Here is a 20,303-nt window from a genome sequence, read left to right as displayed (position 1 = left end):
TGAAGGGGCCAGACGATGGAAAAATTCCAGATTTACACCTTAGACGACAAACCCAAGAAACTCGACAAGACGGAGTTGGATGCGCTGCGCCAAGGGATACGCGGCCAGGTGATCTTGCCGGGCGAAGACGATTACCACCAGGTACGGAAAATCTGGAACGCCATGTTCGATCGCCATCCCGCCGTCATAGTGCGCTGCCGGGGCACCGCCGATGTCATACAGGCGGTCAGATTCGCCAGGCAGCATAAGCTGCTCACCAGTGTCAGGGGCGCGGGCCACAATATCGCCGGCAAGTCCCTGTTCGACGGTGCCATGCTGATAGATCTCAGTCTGATGACGGCGGTGCAGGTGGATCCGGATGCATTGGAGGTGACCGCCGGCGCAGGTGCCACCCTGGGGGATGTAGATCACGAAACCCAGGCCTATGGCCTGGCCGTCCCCATGGGGATCAACTCCACCACAGGCATCGCCGGCCTGAGCCTGGGCGGCGGTTTCGGCTGGCTCAGTCGCAGCCTGGGCTTAACCGCAGACAACTTGCTGGCGGCCGAGGTGGTCACCGCCGCCGGAGAAAGGCTGAGCTGCAGCGCCCACCATTATGCGGATCTCTTCTGGGCCATCCGGGGCGGCGGCGGCAACTTCGGCATAGTGACCTCATTCAAGTTCAAGCTGCACCCGGTCGGTCCCGAAGTCATGTCCGGGGCGATTGTCTACCCCTTCGATCAGGCCAAATTCGTACTCCAGGCTTATCGGCAATTCTGCCAAAACTGTCCGGATGCACTCTCTGTCTGGGCCGTGTTTCGCGATGCCCCGCCCTTGCCCTTCCTGCCCAAGGCGGCCCATGGCACCAAGGTGTTGATCCTGGCGGCGCTGTACAATGGCGATCTCAAGGAAGGCGACAAGTGGCTGGCACAGCTGCGCAAATTCGGCACTCCCATAGCCGACGGATTTGCCCCACATCCCTTCGGCGCATTTCAACAGGCCTTCGATCCCCTGCTGACCCCGGGGGCCCGCAACTATTGGAAATCCCACAACTTCGCCTCACTGGATGACGGCCTGATAGACTCCCTGGTGGATTACGCCGCCAGGTTGCCCAGCCCTCAGTCGGAAATTTTCCTCGCCCAGATGGGCGGCGCCACCAACCGGGTGGCCGCCGATGCCTGTGCCTATCCGCACAGGGACGTGGAGTTCATCATGAACGTGCATACCCGCTGGGACGACACAGAGCAGGACGATGTCTGCATCGAATGGGCGCGTGAGTTTTACCAGGCCACCAAGCCCTTCGCCACCGGCGGGGTGTACGTCAACTTCATCAGCGAAGACGAAGACAGGGTACAAGGTGCCTATGGCAGCAATTTGGCCCGGCTGGCGACGGTGAAAGCCAAGTATGATCCGGACAACTTTTTCCGCCTGAACCAGAATATCACCCCCCAATAGCCTCCATGCCATGCGCCGCCGCGGCATACCACCAAGGCGCATGGCCCATGGGCTAACGGCAGGCGGCGATCACCCGCAGCAAGGCACGCATATCCGCCTCGTCGTTATAGATATGGGGTGACACCCTGATCCCCTGACTGCGGGCATCGACGCTGATGTTGGCCTGTTGCAGCGCCTGCAGCAGCTTATCCTGGCGTTCACCCAGGTCGAGTATCAGGGTGCCGCTGCGCCTCGCAGACTCCCGCGGCGAGACAAACTCTTCATCCAGTTCGGCCGCGACCAGGTCGATCAGCGCCTGATTGTGGGCCCGCAGCGAGGGCGAGCCCAGCTCGGCGAAGTAGCCTATGGCGTTGGCCGCTATGGCATAGGGCAAGATAGAAGGGGTGCCGCCCCAGAATCTCAGGGCGCTGGGATGGTAACGAAAGCCGTGGATATCGAACTCGAACGGATTTTCATGGCTGAACCAGCCGACATCCCTGGGACGACACTCATCCAGACGCCCGGGATTGACCCAGAGGTAAGCCGCCCCCGGACCCGAGCAGAGCCACTTGACGCTGGAGCCTATCATGAAGTCGGGGGCCAGGGCGCCGAGATCCAGCGGCACTATGCCCGCCGACTGAGCCACATCTATCAGCGTCAGACAACCGCGGGACTTGGCCAGCGGCACTATCTCAGCCAGCGGCGCCTGTTGGCCGGTATTGGAATAGGCGTGACTGATAAACACCAGATCCACATCGGCACCCAGGTGCGCATCCCAGACGTTGGCATCCGTGATGTCCAGCGCCTTGGGGATGAACCTCAGCTCACATCCGGCAGCCAGGGCCTTCTTGAGGGCGAATCCCATGCTGGGAAAGTCGATCTCACTCATCAGCACCACGCAGTGCTCGCCCTGCAAACGCTCCAGCGACATCACCAGCTTGGTCAGGGCGCTCGACAGGTTGACCTGAGGACAGAAGTCATCCCTGCGGCCATTGAACAGTCGCGCCAGGGCGTTGCGGAAATCATCTATGATGCCGAGCCAGGCCCCCCAGGGCTCGCGCCCCGATTCCTGCCAGGGGGCGAAGAAGCTCCGCTGCAAGGCTTCTTGGGTCGATTTAAGCGGCCGCCCCACGGAATGGTTCAGCAGGTAAGTGGCCTCGACCAGGTGGAAGTCCTGTTTGAGTTCCTGTGGCTGTAGCATCTTCATCCCAGTGTCGCCTTCAGTTGCTGCAGATCATGATAGCGGGTGTGTATGTCGCTGCGCGGCAGCGCCGCCCGCCTGTCCTTGAGTTTCTCCAGGCTGTCGAGCAGCAGCTGCAGCGGCGGGCCGCTGGCGGTCACCTTGTCCAGGTGTTGCTGCTCCATCTTCTGTGCCGGCTCGGCGATATACTTCTCCACCAGCTGGTTATGATGCTGGATCGCCGTCTGCCCATGGAGTTCACACACCTCGAGGAACAGGGCCAGGTTATGTCTATACCAGTCCTGGTCCCGCTGCTCGCCGGCGGCGAGGAAGTCGTCCATCAGGCTGGTTCTGCGCATGCAGTCGCGCAGGATCAGCTGATCTTCCGGCATCATGTAGAGGAACTTGTCCACCAGCATCTGCGAATAGGAAGGTTCGTTGGCGGCACATAGCCCCAGCAGCAGATCTATCACATTGATACCTGCGAAGTCGCCGGCGTTGGCACCGCGATACACCACGGAGCCGACTCGATAAGGCTTGTAGTAGGGCCGCACACAATAGAAGAAATCATCGGCATCCAGGGCGTTGAACAGATAGGTATTGGAGTCTATCACCTCCTGCAACGCCTGCTTGGCCACACGCAGCAGGTCATGGCTGATGGGATGGGAAATCCCCAGAGGTTCTATCTTGAGCAAGGCATCGGCGGCGCGCTTGTAGGCCAGTATGCCCTTGGTGTTGTAATCCACGAACAGCTTCTCGGCCGGCAGGTCGGTGAAGCGCTTGTAGAGTCCATTATGGGCCCGGTTATGGGTGGTGAGATGGGCGGTGGCGAAGCGCGGGGTGACACCTATGGAGGCACCTATGTGCATCGCCAGCGCCGAGGCCTCGACCAATGGCGAGCGGGTTTCCCGCGAGGGCTCGGTGATCTCGTGTCGGCGACAGGCAGCCATGTAGAGGCCGACATTGCCCAACAGATCGAAGGCGCTGTCGAAGCCCTGATCTGTGTTGCCCTCCTCCAGCAAGGCCTGGATCAGCACCCTGCCCTCTTCTTCCAGTTGCTGTTTCTCGGTGTCGCCTATTCCAGCCACGTTGGCGCGATCCGCCTGTTGCCGGTAGAGGCTCTCCAGACGTGAGTTGAGTTCGACGAACCGGCCACGCAGCCAGTCATCGAAGGCTTGGGTATTTTGGGTTACGGGTTTCATGCTCTCTATCCTAGATAGGTTTCTGCTGCCACTCTGGTTCCGGGTTGCCTGGTTCTCAGAGCTTCCATGCCTCTAGCCTAGCATGCCGCCGGAGACGCATCTCACCAAAATCCGTCACACAAAAGCCATCAAACGCAACATATCACCACAAAATTAAACTTTAATGTCGGATACCACCAAAATATTGCGTATGATCCGGGGAGAACTCAAAGGGCGGGCAGACCATGGATAAGAAAGATCTCAACATATTGGCGCTGTTGCAGCGCAGGGGCCGCATGACCATGGCCGAGCTGGCCAGCGGCATGAATATGTCCGATACCCCCTGCCTCAGGCGGGTCAAAAAACTGGAGCAGGACAAGGTGATCACCGGCTACAGCGCCCAGCTGGATCCACAGAAGTTGGGGCTCAATGTCATAGTCTATGCCTTCATTCGCCTGACGGAGAATTCGGACACCTCGGCCGAGCTGTTCGAGCGCGCCATGGACGGACTGGAGCAGGTGATGGAATGCTCTGTGATCACCGGCGCCCACGACTATCTACTGAAGATAGTCGCCAGGGATCTGCTCGACTATGAAAGTTTCGTCAAGAAATCCCTCGGCAGCCTCAAGTGCATCGCCGGCATAGAATCGACCGTGGTGTTGAAACAAACCTTCTCCCGCACCGCCTTGCCGCTGGAGATCTGAGCCTGGCTGACATTCAGGCTTGCAATCGGCGCCGTTGGCTTCTAATATATCTTTACATCAAGATACTTATCCGAGAGATTTCATGCCATTTCTGATCGCCCTGTTAGCGCCGGTATTCTGGGGTACCACCTATGCACTCGTGAGCCTCTACCTCAAGGATATGTCGCCCTTCTGGGTCGCCGTCTGGCGGGCACTGCCTGCGGGTATCCTGCTCCTGGTGCTGCGGCCGAAACTGCCCCACCTGCCTTGGCGCAAAATAATCCTACTGGCATTTTGCAACATAGGCGCCTTCTTCGCGCTGCTGTTCATCGCCGCCTACAGACTGCCGGGGGCCGTCGCCGGCACCCTGGGTGCCACCCTGCCACTGATGTTCATCCTGCTGGCCTGGGTGCTGGACAGGCAAAGACCCGGGCTCAAATGGCTGGCCCTCGGCCTGCTGGGACTGAGCGGCGTGCTCATGCTGCTCAATCCTTCGGCCAACCTGGATCCCCTCGGCGTTGCCTGTGTGCTGCTCGCCACCCTGCTGATAGCCCAATCCTCCCGCTGGATGCAGCGCTGGGACGTGGGGGATCTGCTGACATTGACGGCCTGGCAGCTATTCCTCGGTGGACTCATGTTGATCCCCCTGGCCTGGTTCATGGCCGGTCCGCCGCAGCTGCCGCCCACCACGGCCTTTCCCGCCATCGCCTGGCTGGCGATAGCCAACACCGCCGTGGCCTACTGGGCCTGGCTCTGGTCACTGCGGCGTCTGGGACCACAGATCATGGGCATGTTGGCGCTGACCAACCCTATGGTGGCCGTCTCCCTCGGCGTCATACTGGTGGGCGAGTCCCTGGATCTGCAGCAATGGACAGGCATAGCCTTGATCTTGAGCGCCTTGCTGTTGATGAAGCTGCCGGCCCGCCGTTGGTTCAACGCCCTGACAGCCAAGCGCGATCCCCTCGCCAAGGGGGATACCGGCGCCTAGGCCAATAGCACACAGCCGACAGATCCGCCGCCGGATGATTGCGGCGCCCTCGCGGCCGTGCTCTTGCCATCAGTCCCAGGCCCTTGGGCTACCTGTTGTTAATTTGCCCGGCATTCTGATACTTTAAGGCTATCCGGGGCGAGACAGGGAGTCGAGTCGGCCGCCTGTCACAGGTCCCCGGCGAGAGAGAGACAGCCCAGTTGAAGACGGTAGATAAGGAGCCTGCTGATGATGAATACCGGAACGACTCCAGTCACCCAGACTCTGTTGCTTACCGGGGAGAGTGAAGCGGCTAAACGCCAGGAATTGAAAGACTATTTCAATCAAACCTGGGAGCTGTATGAGTCACTGTTCGAGCTGATCAACAATGACGCCGCCTATTACCTCAAGGCCGAACCCCTGCGTCACCCGCTGATCTTCTATTTCGGCCACACAGCGACCTTCTATATCAACAAGTTAAAACTGGCCAAATACATAGACGAGCGTATCGACGACAATTTCGAATCCATGTTCGCCATAGGGGTCGACGAGATGTCCTGGGACGATCTCGATGCCAACAACTACCAATGGCCGAGCGTCGCCGCCACCCGAACATATCGCAGCCAGGTCAAGGCCTTGGTCAATGACGTCATAGAGCAGATGCCACTGACCCTGCCCATCAGCCGGTACTGCCCTGCCTGGGTGATACTCATGGGGATAGAGCACGAGCGCATTCACCTTGAGACCTCATCGGTGATCATCCGTCAGCTACCCCTGGCGGATGTGAGCCCGCATCCCGGATGGCAAGCCTGCCAAGACACAGGTCCGGCCGCTGCCAATGTCCTGCTGTCGGTGCCAGGCAAGACTATGACCCTGGGTAAGTCCGCCGACGATCATACCTATGGCTGGGACAACGAATACGGCCATAAACGCTTCAAGGTGGCCGATTTCAAGGCGGCCAAATACCTGGTATCCAACCAGGAATACCTGAATTTCGTCGAGGCGGGTGGCTATGCAGAGCCGCGCTTCTGGAATGAGGAAGGCCTGGCCTGGCTGGCCTACACCCAAGCCAGCATGCCCAGATTCTGGCGCCGACAGGATGGCCGCTGGCTACAGCGCAACCTGACCCAAGAGATCCCCCTGCCACTGAACTGGCCGGTGGAAGTCAATCAACTGGAAGCCAAGGCCTTTTGCAACTGGAAGGCCGAACAGGCCCAGGCACCCATACGCCTGCTCACCGAGGCCGAATGGTATCTGCTGCGGGAAAAGATTGCCGACGACGCCCCCAGCTGGCGCGAGGTACCGGGCAACATCTGCCTGGCCTACTACGCCTCCCCCTGTCCCGTGAATCGCTTCGCGCACCAGGAATTCTGCGATCTGGTCGGCAATGTATGGCAATGGACCGAGAGCCAAATCGACGGCTTCAACGGCTTCGCCGTCCATCCCTTATATGATGATTTCTCCACCCCCACCTTCGATGGCAAACACAATCTCATCAAGGGAGGTTCATGGATCTCTACGGGGAACGAGGCCATAGCCGCCTCACGCTATGCCTTCAGACGGCATTTCTACCAACATGCAGGTTTCAGATATGTGCAATCCCAACAAGATCCTGCCCAAATGGCCGAGGTAAACGTGTACGAAACCGATGAACTCATCTCCCAATACCTGGAATTTCATTATGGCGCCGAATATTTCGGGGTCGGCAATTTCTGTGTCAATGGCGTCACCCAGGCGCTGAACGAAATTCAACTCGGCCACACGGCCAAGGCACTGGACATAGGCTGCTCGGTCGGCCGCGCCAGCTTCGAGCTGGCCAAGGTGTTCGACCGGGTCGATGCCATAGACTTTTCCGCCCGCTTCATCCAACAGGCTTACGCCCTGACGGAGCAAGGCGAGAAGCGCTACACCATACGCACCGAAGGTGACTTACAGGAATTCAAGAGCGTCAGTCTCGAAGCCTTGGGCTACGCTCATTTGGTCGACAAGCTGAACTTCGTCCAGGGTGACGCCTGTAATCTCAAGCCGCAATATACGGGTTATGATCTCGTGTATGCCTCTAATCTTATCGACCGCCTGGCCGATCCCCTGGAGTTTCTCACCGACATACACAGGAGGATCAACCGCGGCGGTTATCTGGTCATAGCCTCGCCCTATACCTGGCTGGAGGAATATACCCCGAAAGACAAGTGGCTCGGCGGCGTCAAGCGCAAGGGAGAGAACTTCACCAGCCTCGACGGCCTGACCGAGAGCCTGATAGGCCAGTTTGAATTGGTGGCGGTGAAAGAGATCCCCTTCGTGATCCGCGAGACCAAGCGCAAGTTCCAGCACACAGTGTCCGAGATGAGCATCTGGCGCAAACGTTAGCCTGGCAACAGCCACCCCTGATGAATATTCAAGGGTGGCTGTTGCCATTCATGATGGCTGACAAAGGCATAGATATTTAATAAATATGCCTATATATTCATTACATCTTTTTTGTTTACCGAGGTGACTATGGATATATTTGAACAGGTATCGGTGGCGAAGCGCGCCAATCTGTATTTCGACGGCAAGGTGTCGAGTCGCAGCATTTTCTTTGCCGATGGCAGCAAACAGACCCTGGGAGTGGTGTTACCGGGTGAATATGAGTTTGCCACCTCCCAGGGTGAGATAATGCAGGTGGTGAGTGGCAGCTTCGAGGTGTTATTGCCCCAGGCCCTGGATTGGCAAGTGTTTGCCGCCGGCAGTCAGTTTGAATTGGCTGCCGGCGTGAGCTTCAGGCTCCGCAATGCCGCGGTGGCCGAATACTGCTGTCGCTATCTGTGACTCAGGCGTCAGGCGCTGACACCAGCGCCTGACGTTAGCCAGGCACCAAGCAGAAACGCCTTCAGACAAATCACTAGACGACCGGTCTAATTAACATTAGACTCGCCGGCATGAAAACTGCGACCCAGACCCACTCAACCCGTCAGCATATCCTGGATATAGGCTATAAGCTTATCATTGCCAAGGGATTTACCTGCATGGGATTAGCACAACTGCTGAAAGCGGCCGATGTGCCCAAGGGATCCTTCTATCATTACTTCAAGTCGAAAGAACAATTCGGCGAGGCCCTGATCACCGCTTATTTCGAGCAATACCAAGAGCATTTGGATGCCCTGTTCGCCAATAGCCGGCTCAGCGGTTATGAAAGGTTGATGAGCTACTGGCAGAACTGGTTGAACATTCAAGCCGACGCCTGTGTCGAGCAGAAATGTTTGGTGGTAAAGCTCAGTGCCGAAGTCGCCGACCTGTCTGAAGCCATGCGGGTGGCCCTGTTGAAAGGGTCCGCCGCCGTCATCGACCGCCTGTCTGCCTGCATAGAAACCGGCATAAGCGACGGCTCGGTCGCCGTTCAGGAGCCACAATCGAGCGCCGAAATGCTCTACCACATGTGGTTGGGTGCCAGTCTGATGAATAAGTTGGGCCATAGCCCTGCCGCGATGGAACGCGCCCTCATTACGACCCAGTCCCTGTTGCAATTTAACGCTCTGCCTTAATCCCTTAAACCCGCCGCCAGCCCCCCAAGCGGACGCGGCATTTTTGCGGCCAACAACTAGACGACCGGTCTACTAATTTGACCATACAACGCATTGAGAAGGTACATTCATGTTTAATTTCGATTATTACAACCCCACCCGCATCAGCTTCGGCGCAGGCAAGATCCAGGATCTCGACAAGCTGGTGCCGCAAGACGCCAAGGTCCTGGTGTTGCTCGGGGGCAGCAGCGCCCGGAAGACGGGCACCCTGGATGAAGTCAAGCGGGCGCTGGGGCAGCGCGAGTCGCTGGAGTTTAGCGGTATCGAACCCAATCCAAGCTATGAAACCCTGATGCAGGCGGTTGCCCTGGTCAAGGCGCAGCAGATCGACTTCCTGCTGGCTGTGGGCGGCGGTTCCGTCATCGACGGCACCAAATTCGTTGCCGCCGCCGCCATGTTCGACGGCGAACCCTGGGATATTTTGCTCAACTGGGGCGCCAACGTCACTCAGGCCATGCCCTTCGGCTCAGTGCTGACCCTGCCTGCCACGGGCAGTGAAATGAACAATGCCAGCGTCGTCACCCACAAAGCGCTCAAGGCCAAACTGCCATTTCGTAACGATCTGGTCTATCCGCAATTTTCCATTTTGGATCCGACCAAGACCTTCACCCTGCCCGAGCGCCAGGTGGCCAATGGGGTGGTAGACGCCTTCGTGCATATCACAGAGCAGTACCTCACCTACCCGGTGAATGCCGCGGTGCAGGACAGGTTTGCCGAAGGTTTGTTGCAGACCTTGATCGAGCTCGGCCCCCAGGTATTGCGCAATCCAGGCGATTACGACATACGCGCCAACTTGATGTGGGTCGCGACCACGGCGCTCAACGGCACCCTGGGCACAGGGGTGCCCCACGATTGGGCGACCCACATGATAGGCCATGAGCTGACCGCACTCTACGACATAGATCACGCGCGCACCCTGGCCCTGGTGTTACCTGCGCTGCTGACGGTCACTCAGGCGAAGAAACGCGAGAAACTGCTGCAATACGCCAGCCGTGTCTGGCATATCACCGACGGCAGCGACGATGACAAGATAGCGGCGGCGATCGATAACACCCGTAACTTCTTCGAAGCCATGGGCATAGCCACACATTTATCCGCCTACAATTTAGGGGCCGAGGCAGTGGATGCTGTCATAGCGCAACTGCAAGCCCACGGCATGGTGGCATTGGGTGAACACCAGGATGTCGATCTCGCCATGAGTCGCGACATCTTGACCCTGGCACTGTAAGGCTTTCGCCCGGGATAAACAGAGAGCCAGGCGAGCCGCAGTCTGCGGCTTGCCGAGCGGCTAAAACACCCGTCTACAGCTATGAACTACAAGTAAGGAATCAAGATGAATATTCTCATGGTACTGACTTCACACGATAAATTAGGCGACACCGGCCTTAAAACAGGTTTCTGGCTGGAAGAGTTCGCCGCCCCCTACTATGTATTTAAAGATCAGGGGTATGAGGTGACCCTGGCATCGCCACTGGGTGGCCAACCGCCACTGGATCCCAAGAGCGACGAGCCGGATTTCCAAACCTCAGCCACCCGGCGTTTTGCCGAGGATGCTCAGGCCCAGGCCGCCTTAGCCAACACTCTCCCGTTGCGCCATGTCCGGGCCAATGACTATGACGCCGTGTTTTATCCCGGTGGCCATGGTCCCCTCTGGGATCTGGCCGAAGACGCGGACTCCATCGCCCTGATCGAAGCCTTCCACCTGGCGGGAAAACCTGTCGGCCTGGTATGTCATGCACCGGCGGCGCTGCGCCATACCAAGGCTGCCGATGGCCGGCCACTGGTCGGCGGCAGGAAGGTCACCGGCTTTAGCAACTCGGAAGAAGCGGCCGTGCAACTGACCGACATAGTCCCCTTCCTGGTCGAAGACATGCTGCAGGAGCGGGGCGGCAACTATCTCAAAGGTGATGATTGGGGCCCCTTCATAGCTCAGGATGGCAATTTGATCACGGGTCAGAACCCGGCCTCATCGGCTGCTGTGGCCGAGGCCATGATGGCGCAGCTCACCGACCAGCCCTAACTTAAGCAACAGACTCAAGCCTGCGCCGTCCATGGACGGCGCACTTCTCAAGGAAGCCGATATGATCACCCTGCACCATCTGAATAAATCCCGCTCGCAACGCATCATCTGGTTGCTGGAAGAGCTGGGGCAAGTCTATGAGATTAAAAGCTATCAGCGTGACAGCCAGACGTTTCTCGCGCCGCCGGAACTGCAACAGATCCATCCCCTGGGTAAATCACCCGTGATAGAGATAGAGGGGCGCGTGATTGCCGAATCCGGCGCCATTACCGAGTACCTGATTGCCAGATACGCCGCCGACACGCTGGCTCCGGCCCCTGACAGCGGCGACCATGTCAGTTACCTGCAATGGATCCACTTTGCCGAAAGCTCGGCGATACTGCCCCTGCTGCTGCAAATGTTTGTGCAGAAGGATGGCTGCAAGACCCACTTCCTCGAAGGCTATGCCGCCATGGAAATCGCCAAGGTCATGGGGTATCTCAACGAGATGTTGGCGGGTAAGACCTATCTTGTGGGGGAACGCCTCAGCGGTGCCGACATCATGATGTCTTTCATAGTAGAGATATTGGCAAACCAGGGGGAGCTAGATAAGTTCAGCCACATTCAGGCCTATGCCGAGCGCCTGCGGCAGCATGCCGGCTTCATCAGGGCCAGTCGGCTCGAAGCCGAGCTGGATAATAGCCTGTAAGCGGTCGCGGCGCCGTGCCCGCCCCTGAGCCGGTCGGACAGAAAGCTCATGATTTTTATCCTCAAAGGGGCTAATCTTGGTTAGGTTCTTCCATGACTGATAGAGAGTTAGCATGCGCACCCGGATATTTCTTGGCTTGATGTTCGTCGCCTGCCTGGCGCAGGCGACCGTGTATAAGTGGGTCGATAAGGATGGCAAGGTACATTATTCAGATGAGCCCAAGGCGAACGCCCAGGTGCTCGAACTGAAGGAAAACACGCAAAATGCCATCGCCCTGCCCTCTCCGGCCCCGGATGCGGGTCGTCGATCCGCAACGGCAATGCCAGACGAAATCCATTACCAACTGAACATAGCCTCTCCCGCCGAAGAGGCCACCATAAGGAATAACAATGGCGATTTCGAGCTCAGGGTCGAGGTCACGCCCGAGTTGGCCGGCCAGCACCTGCTCGCCTTATTCATGGATGGCAAGCTGCAGGGCGAGCCGCAGCGGCAGTCGCTCTTCAGCCTCAAGAATATCGATCGGGGCGCGCATTCGTTGCAGGTTAGAGTAGTGACTCAAAACGGCAAAGTCCTTGCATCAAGTTCCCCGAGAAAGATATTTCTTCACCAGGCGGCACAATTTGCCAAGCCAGGAGCGCTACCCAGCATCAAGAAAAATTGATATTAATGTTTTAAATACAGCCTACTAGGCTGATTTATATCCATGCGCTCCCGGGTGAAGTTAAGTTGCAGCACGCACCATTTTGGTGCACCATATTGGTGCAACTCTATTCCGGGAATGGCCGATGGACACAAACAACCTGCTCAACCACTTAGTTACCGCGGTACTTGTCATAGACAAGGAGCTCAGGCCGTGTTTCGTCAACGCCGCTGCCGAGCAATTACTGGGCCTGGGCAGTCATAAACTCACGGAGCAGAGCCTGGCGGAACACTATCAGCTGCTGGGGGTCGAACCCAAACTCCTGATGGACGCAGTGCAGACAGGCCAGGGGCTGACTGTCAATACCACGACGCTCATCACCCTGGATGGCCAGCATCATACAGTCGATCTCACCCTGATCCCGCTGGAACAGGAGCAGACCCTGAGCCTGCTGGAGTTGCGCCAGGTCGATCAGCAGCGCAGGATCCACCAGCAATTGAGTCAGGATGCCCAGCAACAGGCGGCACAATTCCTGGTGCGTAACCTGGCCCATGAGATCAAGAACCCGCTCGGCGGTCTGCGCGGCGCCGCCCAGCTGCTGGCGAGGGAGTTGACCGACCCTGGCCTGAAAGAATTTACCAGTCTCATCATAGAGCAGGCGGATCGCCTGCGCAGCCTGGTGGATCGCCTGCTTGGCCCCCAGAGACCGACCCAACATAGCCTGCACAACATACATCAGGTGGTGCAGAAGGTGCTCAAGTTGGTGGAAATGGCCTTGCCGACCAACATACGCCTCAGGCGGGATTACGACCCCTCTATCCCGGATATAGAGATGGATGCGGATCAGCTGCAGCAGGCGGTGCTCAACATAGTGCAGAATGCCATTCAGGCGCTCGACCCCACAGGCGGCGAAATAGTGATCAAGACCCGCACCCAACACCAGGTCACCATAGGCAGCCAGAGACATAAGCTGGTGCTGGAATTGTCCATCATAGATAACGGCCCTGGGATCCCGCCTGAGCTCATAGATACCCTGTTTTACCCCATGGTCACCAGCAAGGAACAAGGATCGGGTCTTGGGCTGTCCATCGCCCACAACATCGCCAGGTTACACAATGGCCGCATAGATTGTGTCTCCACTCCGGGACACACGGAATTTATTATTTCATTGCCTATCCACAGCGCCAGATGAGTTCAGCGCCGACGGCCAAGATCAATATGAGGAAAAACCATGAGTATCAGTGAACAAGTCTGGATCCTCGACGACGACAGCTCCATCCGCTGGGTGCTGGAAAAGGCCCTGCACGGCGCCAAACTGAGCACCGCCAGCTTCGCCGCCGCCGAATCCCTCTGGCAGGCGCTGGAGCTCTCCAGGCCCCAGGTCATCATCTCGGATATACGCATGCCGGGGACTGATGGCCTGAGCCTGCTGGAGCGGCTGCAGCTGCATTATCCCCAGATCCCCGTCATCATAATGACGGCCCACTCGGATCTGGACAGCGCCGTCAGCGCCTATCAGGCCGGCGCCTTCGAATACCTGCCCAAGCCCTTCGACATAGACGAAGCCATAGCCCTGGTCGAGCGCGCGCTCAGCCATGCCACAGAACAGACTCAGATCACCATCAGCGAGACTCAGGTCAAGACCCCGGAGATCATTGGCGAGGCCCCGGCGATGCAGGAAGTGTTCCGCGCCATAGGCCGCCTGTCACGCTCCTCCATCAGCGTGTTGATCAACGGCCAATCCGGTACGGGCAAGGAGCTGGTCGCCGGGGCCCTGCATAAGCATAGCCCCCGCAAGGACAAGCCCTTCATCGCTCTCAACATGGCGGCCATTCCCAAGGACCTCATAGAGTCGGAACTCTTCGGTCACGAGAAAGGCGCCTTCACAGGCGCCGCCAGTGTGCGCCAGGGCCGCTTCGAGCAAGCCAACGGCGGCACCCTGTTTCTCGATGAAATCGGCGATATGCCCCTGGATGTCCAGACCCGCTTGCTGAGGGTGTTGGCCGATGGCCAGTTCTATCGCATAGGTGGCCACTCCCCGGTGCAGGTCGACGTGCGCATCATAGCCGCGACCCACCAGGATCTGGAGCTGCTGGTGCAGAAGGGGGGATTCAGGGAAGATCTCTTTCATCGCCTCAATGTGATCCGGGTGCACCTGCCGCCGCTATCCCAGCGCCGGGAAGACATACCCCAGTTGGCGACCCATTTCCTCGCCAGTGCCGCCAAGGAAATTGGCGTCGAGACCAAGATACTCACCAAGGAAACTGCGCTTAAGCTGTCGCAGCTGCCCTGGCCCGGCAACGTGCGCCAGCTGGAGAACACCTGTCGTTGGTTGACTGTGATGGCCTCGGGACAGGAAATCTTGCCTCAGGACCTGCCGCCCGAACTGCTCAAGGCCCCCATAGAAAGTCATCCGGCCGATGGCCAGAGCCATAACGACTGGCAGAGTGCGCTAAAGGATTGGATAGACAGACGTCTGGCCGCAGGTGAGAGCGATCTCCTGACCCAAGTGCAACCTGCATTCGAGCGTATCTTGTTGGAAACCGCGCTGCGTCATACCCAGGGACATAAACAGGAAGCCGCCAAACGCTTGGGTTGGGGCCGCAATACCCTGACCCGTAAGCTGAAAGAGCTGTCTATGGACTGAGCCGTTGCTAAGGCCAGAGAACGAAAAAGGGATATCCATGATATCCCTCAGTAGAATTCACCAATCTATAAATTAAAACTGGTAGTGCATGCCCAAGGCAAACTGAGAAATTTTCATGTCGATATTATCGGCATCGAAATAGAAATCATCTGAATCCAGATCGCCACGGGTGATATCGTAACTCAAGCGGATATTCAGCTGTTCAGTGACTGCGGCATTAAAGCCCAGACCATAGGCCCAGCCGATACCGGAAAAGTCCACATCACCTTCCCCTGAAACTTCTTCCACAACCGCCATGGACGCCAGTCCCGCCTTAACATAACCGGAGAAGACATCGTTAAACTGTAAGGTCAGCTTAGGGGTTAGGGTCAAGGCCCCGGCACCTATGTCTGAGTGGTTATCGCCGAGATCACCGGAAACGAACAGATTCGACTCCAGACCGAACCATTCGTTGAAATTATAACCTGCGTAGACACCGAAGCCGATGCCGGCTTCATCGAAGTTGCTGTCGACAACATCTAACTTGATGTTGTTAATGGCGCCACCCACATAGAAACCTGTCTTGTCCGTTTCTGCTGCAGCTTGGGTCGTTGCGAATAAGGTCAACAAGGCCAGCGTAGCGATAGATAAATTTTTCATTCTAATTCCCTGATAATGATTACAAATACTCCAAAACGTGCGGATACTACTACATAGCCGGTCAATGGTCACCCAGGGCAGTCAAAAAATGTCTTTGTGTCCTGTTCTTGCTTGGGAGCCTGGGCTGGATGATGAGACGGATACCGCTATAGACCCTAGACAGGGTCCTGGTGGATGATGACCTCGGCATGTTCGAATGCCCCCTGGATCCTCAAGCCTGTCTGTTCGGCTATGGCGTGGGCCTCATTCAGGCTGAGCCGACCATCCAACTCCAGGTGACATTGAATGAAGATGGTCTTGCCCGACTGGCGGGTACGCAGATCGTGTAATCCCCTCACTCTGGCATCCTGCCTCGCCAGGGTAACTATCTCTTGTCTGGTACCGTCATCCAATTCTCTGTCGAGCAGGGACTGCATGGATCTATAGCCCAAATCGACCGCCTGCTGACCTATGAATAAGGCGATAAACAGGGCAAACAAGCCGTCGGCCCACCACCAGCCATACTGAGCCAATACCAGGGCCAACAACACGGCCCCATTCAGGAACAGATCCGACTTATAGTGCAACGCATCGGCCTCGATCAGGCTGCTGTTGGTCACGGCTAAGGCACGCTTCTGCAACAATACCAAGGCCAGGGTCAAGAGCATCGCGATTCCCGATACCAAGATCCCCGCCATGGTATGCTCCATGGGCGCCGGGTTGAAGAGACGCTCACCCCCATGGAATAACAAGAGAAATGCCGAACCTAAGATGAAGGCAGATTGCGCCAGGGACGCCAGAGGTTCCGCCTTGCCATGGCCATACCTATGCTCATGATCGGCGGGCACTATGGCATAGCGAATGGCGATGAAATTGACTATCGAGGCCAGCACATCGGCGAAGGAATCCGTCAAGGAGGCCAGCATGCTGGCCGAGCCTGACCAAAGCCAGGCGAGGAGCTTGATGATGATCAGGGTCGTAGCCGTCGCAACCGAAGCCCGGCTCGCCAGCTTGACCCAGAAATCATATTGAGAAGTGTCGGTCATAGATGAAAATATCGGAAAACCATGACCTTTTATAACAGTTTCCGTGATTAACGGCGACCTTCTTTACCTCTGGGTTTCGCCAAATGTTCCTTGTACTTCGCCTGCTGTTCCGGAGTCAGCAGATGATATATTTCATTCTGCATCTTCATCCTTTCTATCTCGCGGGCCTCATGTTTGGCTTCCCGTGCCGATATCAACTGCCGCGCCTGTGCCTCGTCGAAACTCGTTGCCGTGATCAGCGCCAACATCGCCTCCCTATGAGCAGCCCTGAGATCTCCCTGCTGACCTTCTGCTTCCCTGGCGGCCTTGTGTTGTTCGAAGAGCTTCTTGACCTCTGCTTTCTGCGCATCGGTCAAATCCAGGCCACGTAACATGCCATGCATGCCATCATGGTGGGCCATCTTCCCCCTCTCATGAGGCTCATGGGTGCAAGGCTCGGCCTGGACACTGGTTGCCAATATTGCAGAGCCTGCCAGGAGTACGAACAGGCCCGTTTTCAATGGGGATAATGTTTTCATAGCAATCACCTCTCTATTTCTGATATTCAACTATAGAGCAGGCCGTTGCGCTGCACTTGAGCGCTCGGCCATACTCGAGCCTGTTCAGTCTAGCCCTGCCAATGTCAGTGAGGGTTGGAGTAAGGTAAATCATTGTAAACTTGCGACAGTTCGCCTTTCTTTACACTCACTTACACAGCTAAACCGCAATTGACAAGAAAGCGGGTATACTCAGCGTTAGCCTATGCGTATGCCCCTAATAGCTTGCCGTACAGAGGAAAAATATGAGCCGAATTTTACTCATCGATGACGACCTGGGTCTGACGGAGCTCCTTGGCCAATTGTTGGAGCTGGAAGGATTCGAGTTATTCCTGGCCCACGACGGGCAACAGGGCCTGGAGCTGGCGCTTGGCCAGGATGTGGATCTGATACTCCTGGATGTCATGCTGCCCAAGCTCAATGGCTTCGAAGTGCTTAGAGCACTCAGACAACACAAACAGACCCCAGTGCTCATGTTAACCGCCAGGGGTGATGAGATAGACAGGGTCGTCGGCCTGGAGATAGGCGCAGACGATTACCTCCCCAAACCCTTCAACGACAGGGAACTCATCGCCCGCATTCGTGCCATCCTGCGCAGAGCCACCCTGACCTCGCAGGATAATCATCAACACCAAGAGCAGCAATTCGGTGACCTGCGCCTGGATCCTGCCCGCCAGGAAGCCTACTGCAAGGAACAGCTGATCATGCTGACGGGGACCGAATTCAGCCTGCTGTACACCTTGGTGGCGCAGGCCGGCGAGTTGCTCACCAAAGATCTGCTCAGCGAGAAAGTGCTTGGCAAGAAGCTCATGCCCTTCGACCGCAGCCTGGACATGCACCTATCCAACCTCCGCAAGAAGCTCCCCGAACGCAGCGACGGTCGCCCAAGGGTCAAGACCATACGGGGTAAAGGCTATATCTGGATCCCATGATGCGCGCGATCAAAGCTCCAAACAAACTCTTCATCAAACTGTTACTCGGTTTTTGGCTATGCAGTTCCTTGATCATCGCCTCGATTGGGTTATTGCCTCTGCTGCAACAGAGCCATGACAGGGCGCCACTGCCGCCACAACTGGCAGGGCTGCTCGCCAATATAGCCGAACGTTTGCAGCAGGAACCCAGTCTCATAGACTCGGGATTTCTCCGCCGCTGGGAACACCAGAGAGCGGCAGAGGGTAAGCCGCTGCGCTTGTATTTGGTCGATGAGCATGGCCAGGTGCTGAACACCCACAGAGTCTCACGGGGCCTGCGCAGCTTCCTCTTGATGGCCGATGAGGCCAGTCGTCCCATCAGTCATCAATTCCGTGATGAACTCATCTTCGGGCCCTACAATTTCAAAGTTAACGATACCCCCTATGCGCTCTATGGAAGATTGCCCGCTCACCATCCGCGGCCATGGTTCTTCTTCTTCATTGAGAACAAGCTGTTAACCCTTGGCTTGGCCATCTTACTCTCGGGCCTCCTCTGCGGCCTGCTCGCTTGGCATTTAGGTAAGCCATTGGCATCGCTGAAAAATACCGCCGATGCACTGGCTCGGGGTGAGCTCAATAGCAGAGTCGACTCGAAAACCACGGGCCGGAACGACGAAATCGGCCAGCTCGCCAATGCATTCAACAGCATGGCCGAGTCCATCCAGGCCATGGTACTCAGCCAGCAGAGACTGATGGGCGATATCTCCCATGAACTCAGGACCCCACTCACACGCTTGCAACTCTCCCTGGCACTGGCGCGCAAGAAGGGGCAACAGACGGCCGAAAACGAACGCATCGGCTATGAGGCCGAGCAACTGGATAAGCTGATCGGTGAGCTGCTGGAACTGTCCAGGGTCACACTCAACAGCCGCGAGACCAAAGTGCAGCTTGGCTTGGCCGAGTCGCTAAGCCAAGTATTGGACGATGCCGAATTTGAGGCAGAGCAACAGGCTAAGCACATACGCATCATCATCCCGGAAGAGCTGGAACTGGCTCACTATCCCAAACCCCTTTCCCGGGCGATAGAGAACTTACTGCGTAACGCCATCCGCTACGCCAATTCAGAGGTCACACTGGAAGCCAAGGCATTCAAGGATAAGCTGCTGATCTGTATCTGTGACGATGGTCCTGGAATAGATGAAACCGAGTTGGCTACCATCTTTAAACCTTTCTACCGACCCGATTCGGCCAGGGAAAGAGAAAGCGGTGGCTGGGGCCTTGGGCTGGCGATCACCGAAGCCGCCATCACTGCCCACAGAGGCAAGATCTGGGCGGAAAACCTTCCCCCTCACGGACTCAAGGTCAGCATAGAGTTGCCCTTATAGCTCACAACCCTGCCAGCCTCGTCCCAACTTCTCCTCATAATGTTTGCTGAAGATGTCGCCTAAGACACATCCTCTATGAAGCGGCTTCCTAGGCTCAGGAAGCCGGCAACAAGCCGCAACAACAAGAAGGCCACCCAAGGGGTGGCCTTCTTGTTGTTGGATAAGGGATGCGCCTGGAAACGATCGGCTTAGGGTAAACCTCCGCGTTCAATGGGCGCAAGGCCATGCTTCGCCAACATGATCCATTGCAACACCCCAGGACCCACAGGGATGTAGGAAGTGCTTACGTTGGAAACAGTTTTGGCTTCACATGGGAATGAAACCAAGACGCCATAAATACGCAGTATTTAGCCTTGGTTGAACCCGGAGAATCTATGACTGGTACTAATCCAGGGGAAAGGTCAGGGGCGACCGCCATGAATGGCGGGAGTGTCGATATAGAAGGAGTATTTATCGACCGACATCAGGAGTAGGCATTCATGCCTACTCAAGTGGAGACGCCACCTCATAGCAATGCGCATAAGTTCGCGCCGGACACCCAAGATATCACTCAAGTCCAAACACAAAAAAGCCACCTTGTTAGGTGGCCTCTTCACGCTCTTACGAGCAATTAGGCGCCTGTCATGGCCAGCTTCGAGCCAAGCTCTCTGCGTTCGGGCTTGCTGTCTTCCCCATGTTCGAGTGAGCATTTCAAACGCTGTTAAACGAAAAAATCCCCAACACTGAGTGCTGGGGATTTATCGCTTCTCTTTCGAGAAAATTAGGCGCCTGGAAATGACCTACTCTCACATGGGGAGACCCCACACTACCATCGGCGCGATTGCGTTT

Annotated in this window: 19 protein-coding genes; 14 read left to right on the top strand and 5 right to left on the bottom strand. The window is 56.9% G+C overall.

Features of this window, described 5'->3' with window-relative positions; all coding sequences use genetic code 11:
- Positions 1 to 15 precede the first annotated feature (15 nt).
- Complete coding sequence (locus HC757_RS18690; RefSeq protein WP_169565950.1) at positions 16 to 1,434, top strand: FAD-binding oxidoreductase; 1,419 nt, start codon at positions 16 to 18, stop codon at positions 1,432 to 1,434.
- A gap of 52 nt (positions 1,435 to 1,486) precedes the next feature.
- On the opposite strand, the gene HC757_RS18685 is transcribed toward HC757_RS18690, so the two are convergent.
- Positions 1,487 to 2,620, bottom strand: coding sequence for an aminotransferase class V-fold PLP-dependent enzyme (locus HC757_RS18685; protein WP_244623599.1), 1,134 nt, complete (start codon positions 2,618 to 2,620; stop codon positions 1,487 to 1,489).
- Positions 2,617 to 3,795 carry a PrnB family protein gene (locus tag HC757_RS18680; RefSeq protein WP_169565949.1) on the bottom strand — a complete coding sequence of 393 codons (1,179 nt, stop codon included), beginning with the start codon at positions 3,793 to 3,795 and terminating at the stop codon, positions 2,617 to 2,619. Before HC757_RS18680 ends, HC757_RS18685 begins: the two co-directional genes overlap by 4 nt.
- A 224-nt stretch (positions 3,796 to 4,019) precedes the next feature.
- Here HC757_RS18680 and HC757_RS18675 point away from each other — a divergent pair, with 224 nt between their 5' ends.
- The 11 genes from HC757_RS18675 to glnG all read left to right on the top strand — a co-directional run bounded on the left by HC757_RS18675 (position 4,020) and on the right by glnG (position 14,979).
- The gene (locus HC757_RS18675) at positions 4,020 to 4,478 is read left to right on the top strand and encodes an Lrp/AsnC family transcriptional regulator (protein WP_169565948.1); all 459 of its coding nucleotides are present in this window, start codon (positions 4,020 to 4,022) and stop codon (positions 4,476 to 4,478) included.
- An 82-nt stretch (positions 4,479 to 4,560) separates the two neighbouring features.
- A complete protein-coding gene (locus HC757_RS18670; RefSeq protein ID WP_169565947.1) occupies positions 4,561 to 5,445 on the top strand; it encodes a DMT family transporter in 885 nt (294 codons plus the stop codon).
- Positions 5,446 to 5,676: 231 nt separating this feature from the next.
- The gene (gene ovoA, locus HC757_RS18665; RefSeq protein WP_169565956.1) at positions 5,677 to 7,791 is read left to right on the top strand and encodes a 5-histidylcysteine sulfoxide synthase; all 2,115 of its coding nucleotides are present in this window, start codon (positions 5,677 to 5,679) and stop codon (positions 7,789 to 7,791) included.
- 129 nt (positions 7,792 to 7,920) lie between these two features.
- On the top strand, positions 7,921 to 8,232 hold the full coding sequence (ppnP, locus tag HC757_RS18660; RefSeq protein ID WP_169565946.1) for a pyrimidine/purine nucleoside phosphorylase: 312 nt from the start codon (positions 7,921 to 7,923) through the stop codon (positions 8,230 to 8,232).
- A gap of 110 nt (positions 8,233 to 8,342) precedes the next feature.
- Positions 8,343 to 8,945, top strand: a complete 603-nt coding sequence (locus HC757_RS18655) for a TetR/AcrR family transcriptional regulator (RefSeq protein ID WP_169565945.1) — start codon at positions 8,343 to 8,345, stop codon at positions 8,943 to 8,945.
- Between the two features lie 109 nt (positions 8,946 to 9,054).
- A complete protein-coding gene (locus tag HC757_RS18650; RefSeq protein ID WP_169565944.1) occupies positions 9,055 to 10,212 on the top strand; it encodes an iron-containing alcohol dehydrogenase in 1,158 nt (385 codons plus the stop codon).
- 105 nt (positions 10,213 to 10,317) lie between these two features.
- Positions 10,318 to 11,004 carry a type 1 glutamine amidotransferase domain-containing protein gene (locus tag HC757_RS18645; protein WP_211164494.1) on the top strand — a complete coding sequence of 229 codons (687 nt, stop codon included), beginning with the start codon at positions 10,318 to 10,320 and terminating at the stop codon, positions 11,002 to 11,004.
- Positions 11,005 to 11,065: 61 nt separating this feature from the next.
- Positions 11,066 to 11,692 carry a glutathione S-transferase family protein gene (locus tag HC757_RS18640; RefSeq protein WP_169565943.1) on the top strand — a complete coding sequence of 209 codons (627 nt, stop codon included), beginning with the start codon at positions 11,066 to 11,068 and terminating at the stop codon, positions 11,690 to 11,692.
- A gap of 112 nt (positions 11,693 to 11,804) precedes the next feature.
- Positions 11,805 to 12,353, top strand: coding sequence for a DUF4124 domain-containing protein (locus tag HC757_RS18635; RefSeq protein ID WP_169565942.1), 549 nt, complete (start codon positions 11,805 to 11,807; stop codon positions 12,351 to 12,353).
- Between the two features lie 124 nt (positions 12,354 to 12,477).
- On the top strand, positions 12,478 to 13,524 hold the full coding sequence (gene glnL / locus HC757_RS18630; protein WP_169565941.1) for a nitrogen regulation protein NR(II): 1,047 nt from the start codon (positions 12,478 to 12,480) through the stop codon (positions 13,522 to 13,524).
- A 39-nt stretch (positions 13,525 to 13,563) separates the two neighbouring features.
- Positions 13,564 to 14,979, top strand: coding sequence for a nitrogen regulation protein NR(I) (gene glnG / locus HC757_RS18625; protein ID WP_169565940.1), 1,416 nt, complete (start codon positions 13,564 to 13,566; stop codon positions 14,977 to 14,979).
- Between the two features lie 72 nt (positions 14,980 to 15,051).
- Here glnG and HC757_RS18620 read toward each other — a convergent pair whose 3' ends face one another.
- The 3 genes from HC757_RS18620 to HC757_RS18610 all read right to left on the bottom strand — a co-directional run bounded on the left by HC757_RS18620 (position 15,052) and on the right by HC757_RS18610 (position 17,161).
- Complete coding sequence (locus HC757_RS18620) at positions 15,052 to 15,618, bottom strand: porin family protein (protein WP_169565939.1); 567 nt, start codon at positions 15,616 to 15,618, stop codon at positions 15,052 to 15,054.
- Positions 15,619 to 15,773: 155 nt separating this feature from the next.
- Positions 15,774 to 16,643: a cation efflux pump FieF gene (gene fieF, locus HC757_RS18615; protein ID WP_169565938.1), complete on the bottom strand. Its 870-nt coding sequence runs from the start codon at positions 16,641 to 16,643 to the stop codon at positions 15,774 to 15,776.
- A 47-nt stretch (positions 16,644 to 16,690) separates the two neighbouring features.
- Positions 16,691 to 17,161: a Spy/CpxP family protein refolding chaperone gene (locus HC757_RS18610; protein WP_169565937.1), complete on the bottom strand. Its 471-nt coding sequence runs from the start codon at positions 17,159 to 17,161 to the stop codon at positions 16,691 to 16,693.
- A 263-nt stretch (positions 17,162 to 17,424) separates the two neighbouring features.
- Between HC757_RS18610 and HC757_RS18605 the strand changes: the two genes are divergently transcribed.
- Both HC757_RS18605 and HC757_RS18600 read left to right on the top strand, forming a co-directional pair.
- Positions 17,425 to 18,111 (top strand): response regulator, encoded by a 687-nt coding sequence (locus HC757_RS18605; RefSeq protein ID WP_169565936.1) that lies wholly within the window; start codon positions 17,425 to 17,427, stop codon positions 18,109 to 18,111.
- The gene (locus HC757_RS18600) at positions 18,111 to 19,475 is read left to right on the top strand and encodes an ATP-binding protein (RefSeq protein WP_169565935.1); all 1,365 of its coding nucleotides are present in this window, start codon (positions 18,111 to 18,113) and stop codon (positions 19,473 to 19,475) included. Before HC757_RS18605 ends, HC757_RS18600 begins: the two co-directional genes overlap by 1 nt.
- Positions 19,476 to 20,303: the final 828 nt, after the last annotated feature.

The sequence above is a fragment of the Shewanella salipaludis genome (assembly GCF_012911865.1).
GTDB lineage: Bacteria > Pseudomonadota > Gammaproteobacteria > Enterobacterales > Shewanellaceae > Shewanella > Shewanella salipaludis.
The sequence above is the reverse complement of the archived record's forward strand: the minus strand, read 5'-3'. Positions and strand labels throughout refer to the sequence as shown.

Bases quoted from the DNA above. Each gene is read 5' to 3' on its own strand.
- HC757_RS18690 (WP_169565950.1), top strand. From the start codon at position 16: ATGGAAAAATTCCAGATTTACACCTTAGACGACAAACCCAAGAAACTC.
- HC757_RS18685 (WP_244623599.1), bottom strand. From the start codon at position 2,620: ATGAAGATGCTACAGCCACAGGAACTCAAACAGGACTTCCACCTGGTC.
- HC757_RS18680 (WP_169565949.1), bottom strand. From the start codon at position 3,795: ATGAAACCCGTAACCCAAAATACCCAAGCCTTCGATGACTGGCTGCGT.
- HC757_RS18675 (WP_169565948.1), top strand. From the start codon at position 4,020: ATGGATAAGAAAGATCTCAACATATTGGCGCTGTTGCAGCGCAGGGGC.
- HC757_RS18670 (WP_169565947.1), top strand. From the start codon at position 4,561: ATGCCATTTCTGATCGCCCTGTTAGCGCCGGTATTCTGGGGTACCACC.
- ovoA (WP_169565956.1), top strand. From the start codon at position 5,677: ATGAATACCGGAACGACTCCAGTCACCCAGACTCTGTTGCTTACCGGG.
- ppnP (WP_169565946.1), top strand. From the start codon at position 7,921: ATGGATATATTTGAACAGGTATCGGTGGCGAAGCGCGCCAATCTGTAT.
- HC757_RS18655 (WP_169565945.1), top strand. From the start codon at position 8,343: ATGAAAACTGCGACCCAGACCCACTCAACCCGTCAGCATATCCTGGAT.
- HC757_RS18650 (WP_169565944.1), top strand. From the start codon at position 9,055: ATGTTTAATTTCGATTATTACAACCCCACCCGCATCAGCTTCGGCGCA.
- HC757_RS18645 (WP_211164494.1), top strand. From the start codon at position 10,318: ATGAATATTCTCATGGTACTGACTTCACACGATAAATTAGGCGACACC.
- HC757_RS18640 (WP_169565943.1), top strand. From the start codon at position 11,066: ATGATCACCCTGCACCATCTGAATAAATCCCGCTCGCAACGCATCATC.
- HC757_RS18635 (WP_169565942.1), top strand. From the start codon at position 11,805: ATGCGCACCCGGATATTTCTTGGCTTGATGTTCGTCGCCTGCCTGGCG.
- glnL (WP_169565941.1), top strand. From the start codon at position 12,478: ATGGACACAAACAACCTGCTCAACCACTTAGTTACCGCGGTACTTGTC.
- glnG (WP_169565940.1), top strand. From the start codon at position 13,564: ATGAGTATCAGTGAACAAGTCTGGATCCTCGACGACGACAGCTCCATC.
- HC757_RS18620 (WP_169565939.1), bottom strand. From the start codon at position 15,618: ATGAAAAATTTATCTATCGCTACGCTGGCCTTGTTGACCTTATTCGCA.
- fieF (WP_169565938.1), bottom strand. From the start codon at position 16,643: ATGACCGACACTTCTCAATATGATTTCTGGGTCAAGCTGGCGAGCCGG.
- HC757_RS18610 (WP_169565937.1), bottom strand. From the start codon at position 17,161: ATGAAAACATTATCCCCATTGAAAACGGGCCTGTTCGTACTCCTGGCA.
- HC757_RS18605 (WP_169565936.1), top strand. From the start codon at position 17,425: ATGAGCCGAATTTTACTCATCGATGACGACCTGGGTCTGACGGAGCTC.
- HC757_RS18600 (WP_169565935.1), top strand. From the start codon at position 18,111: ATGCGCGCGATCAAAGCTCCAAACAAACTCTTCATCAAACTGTTACTC.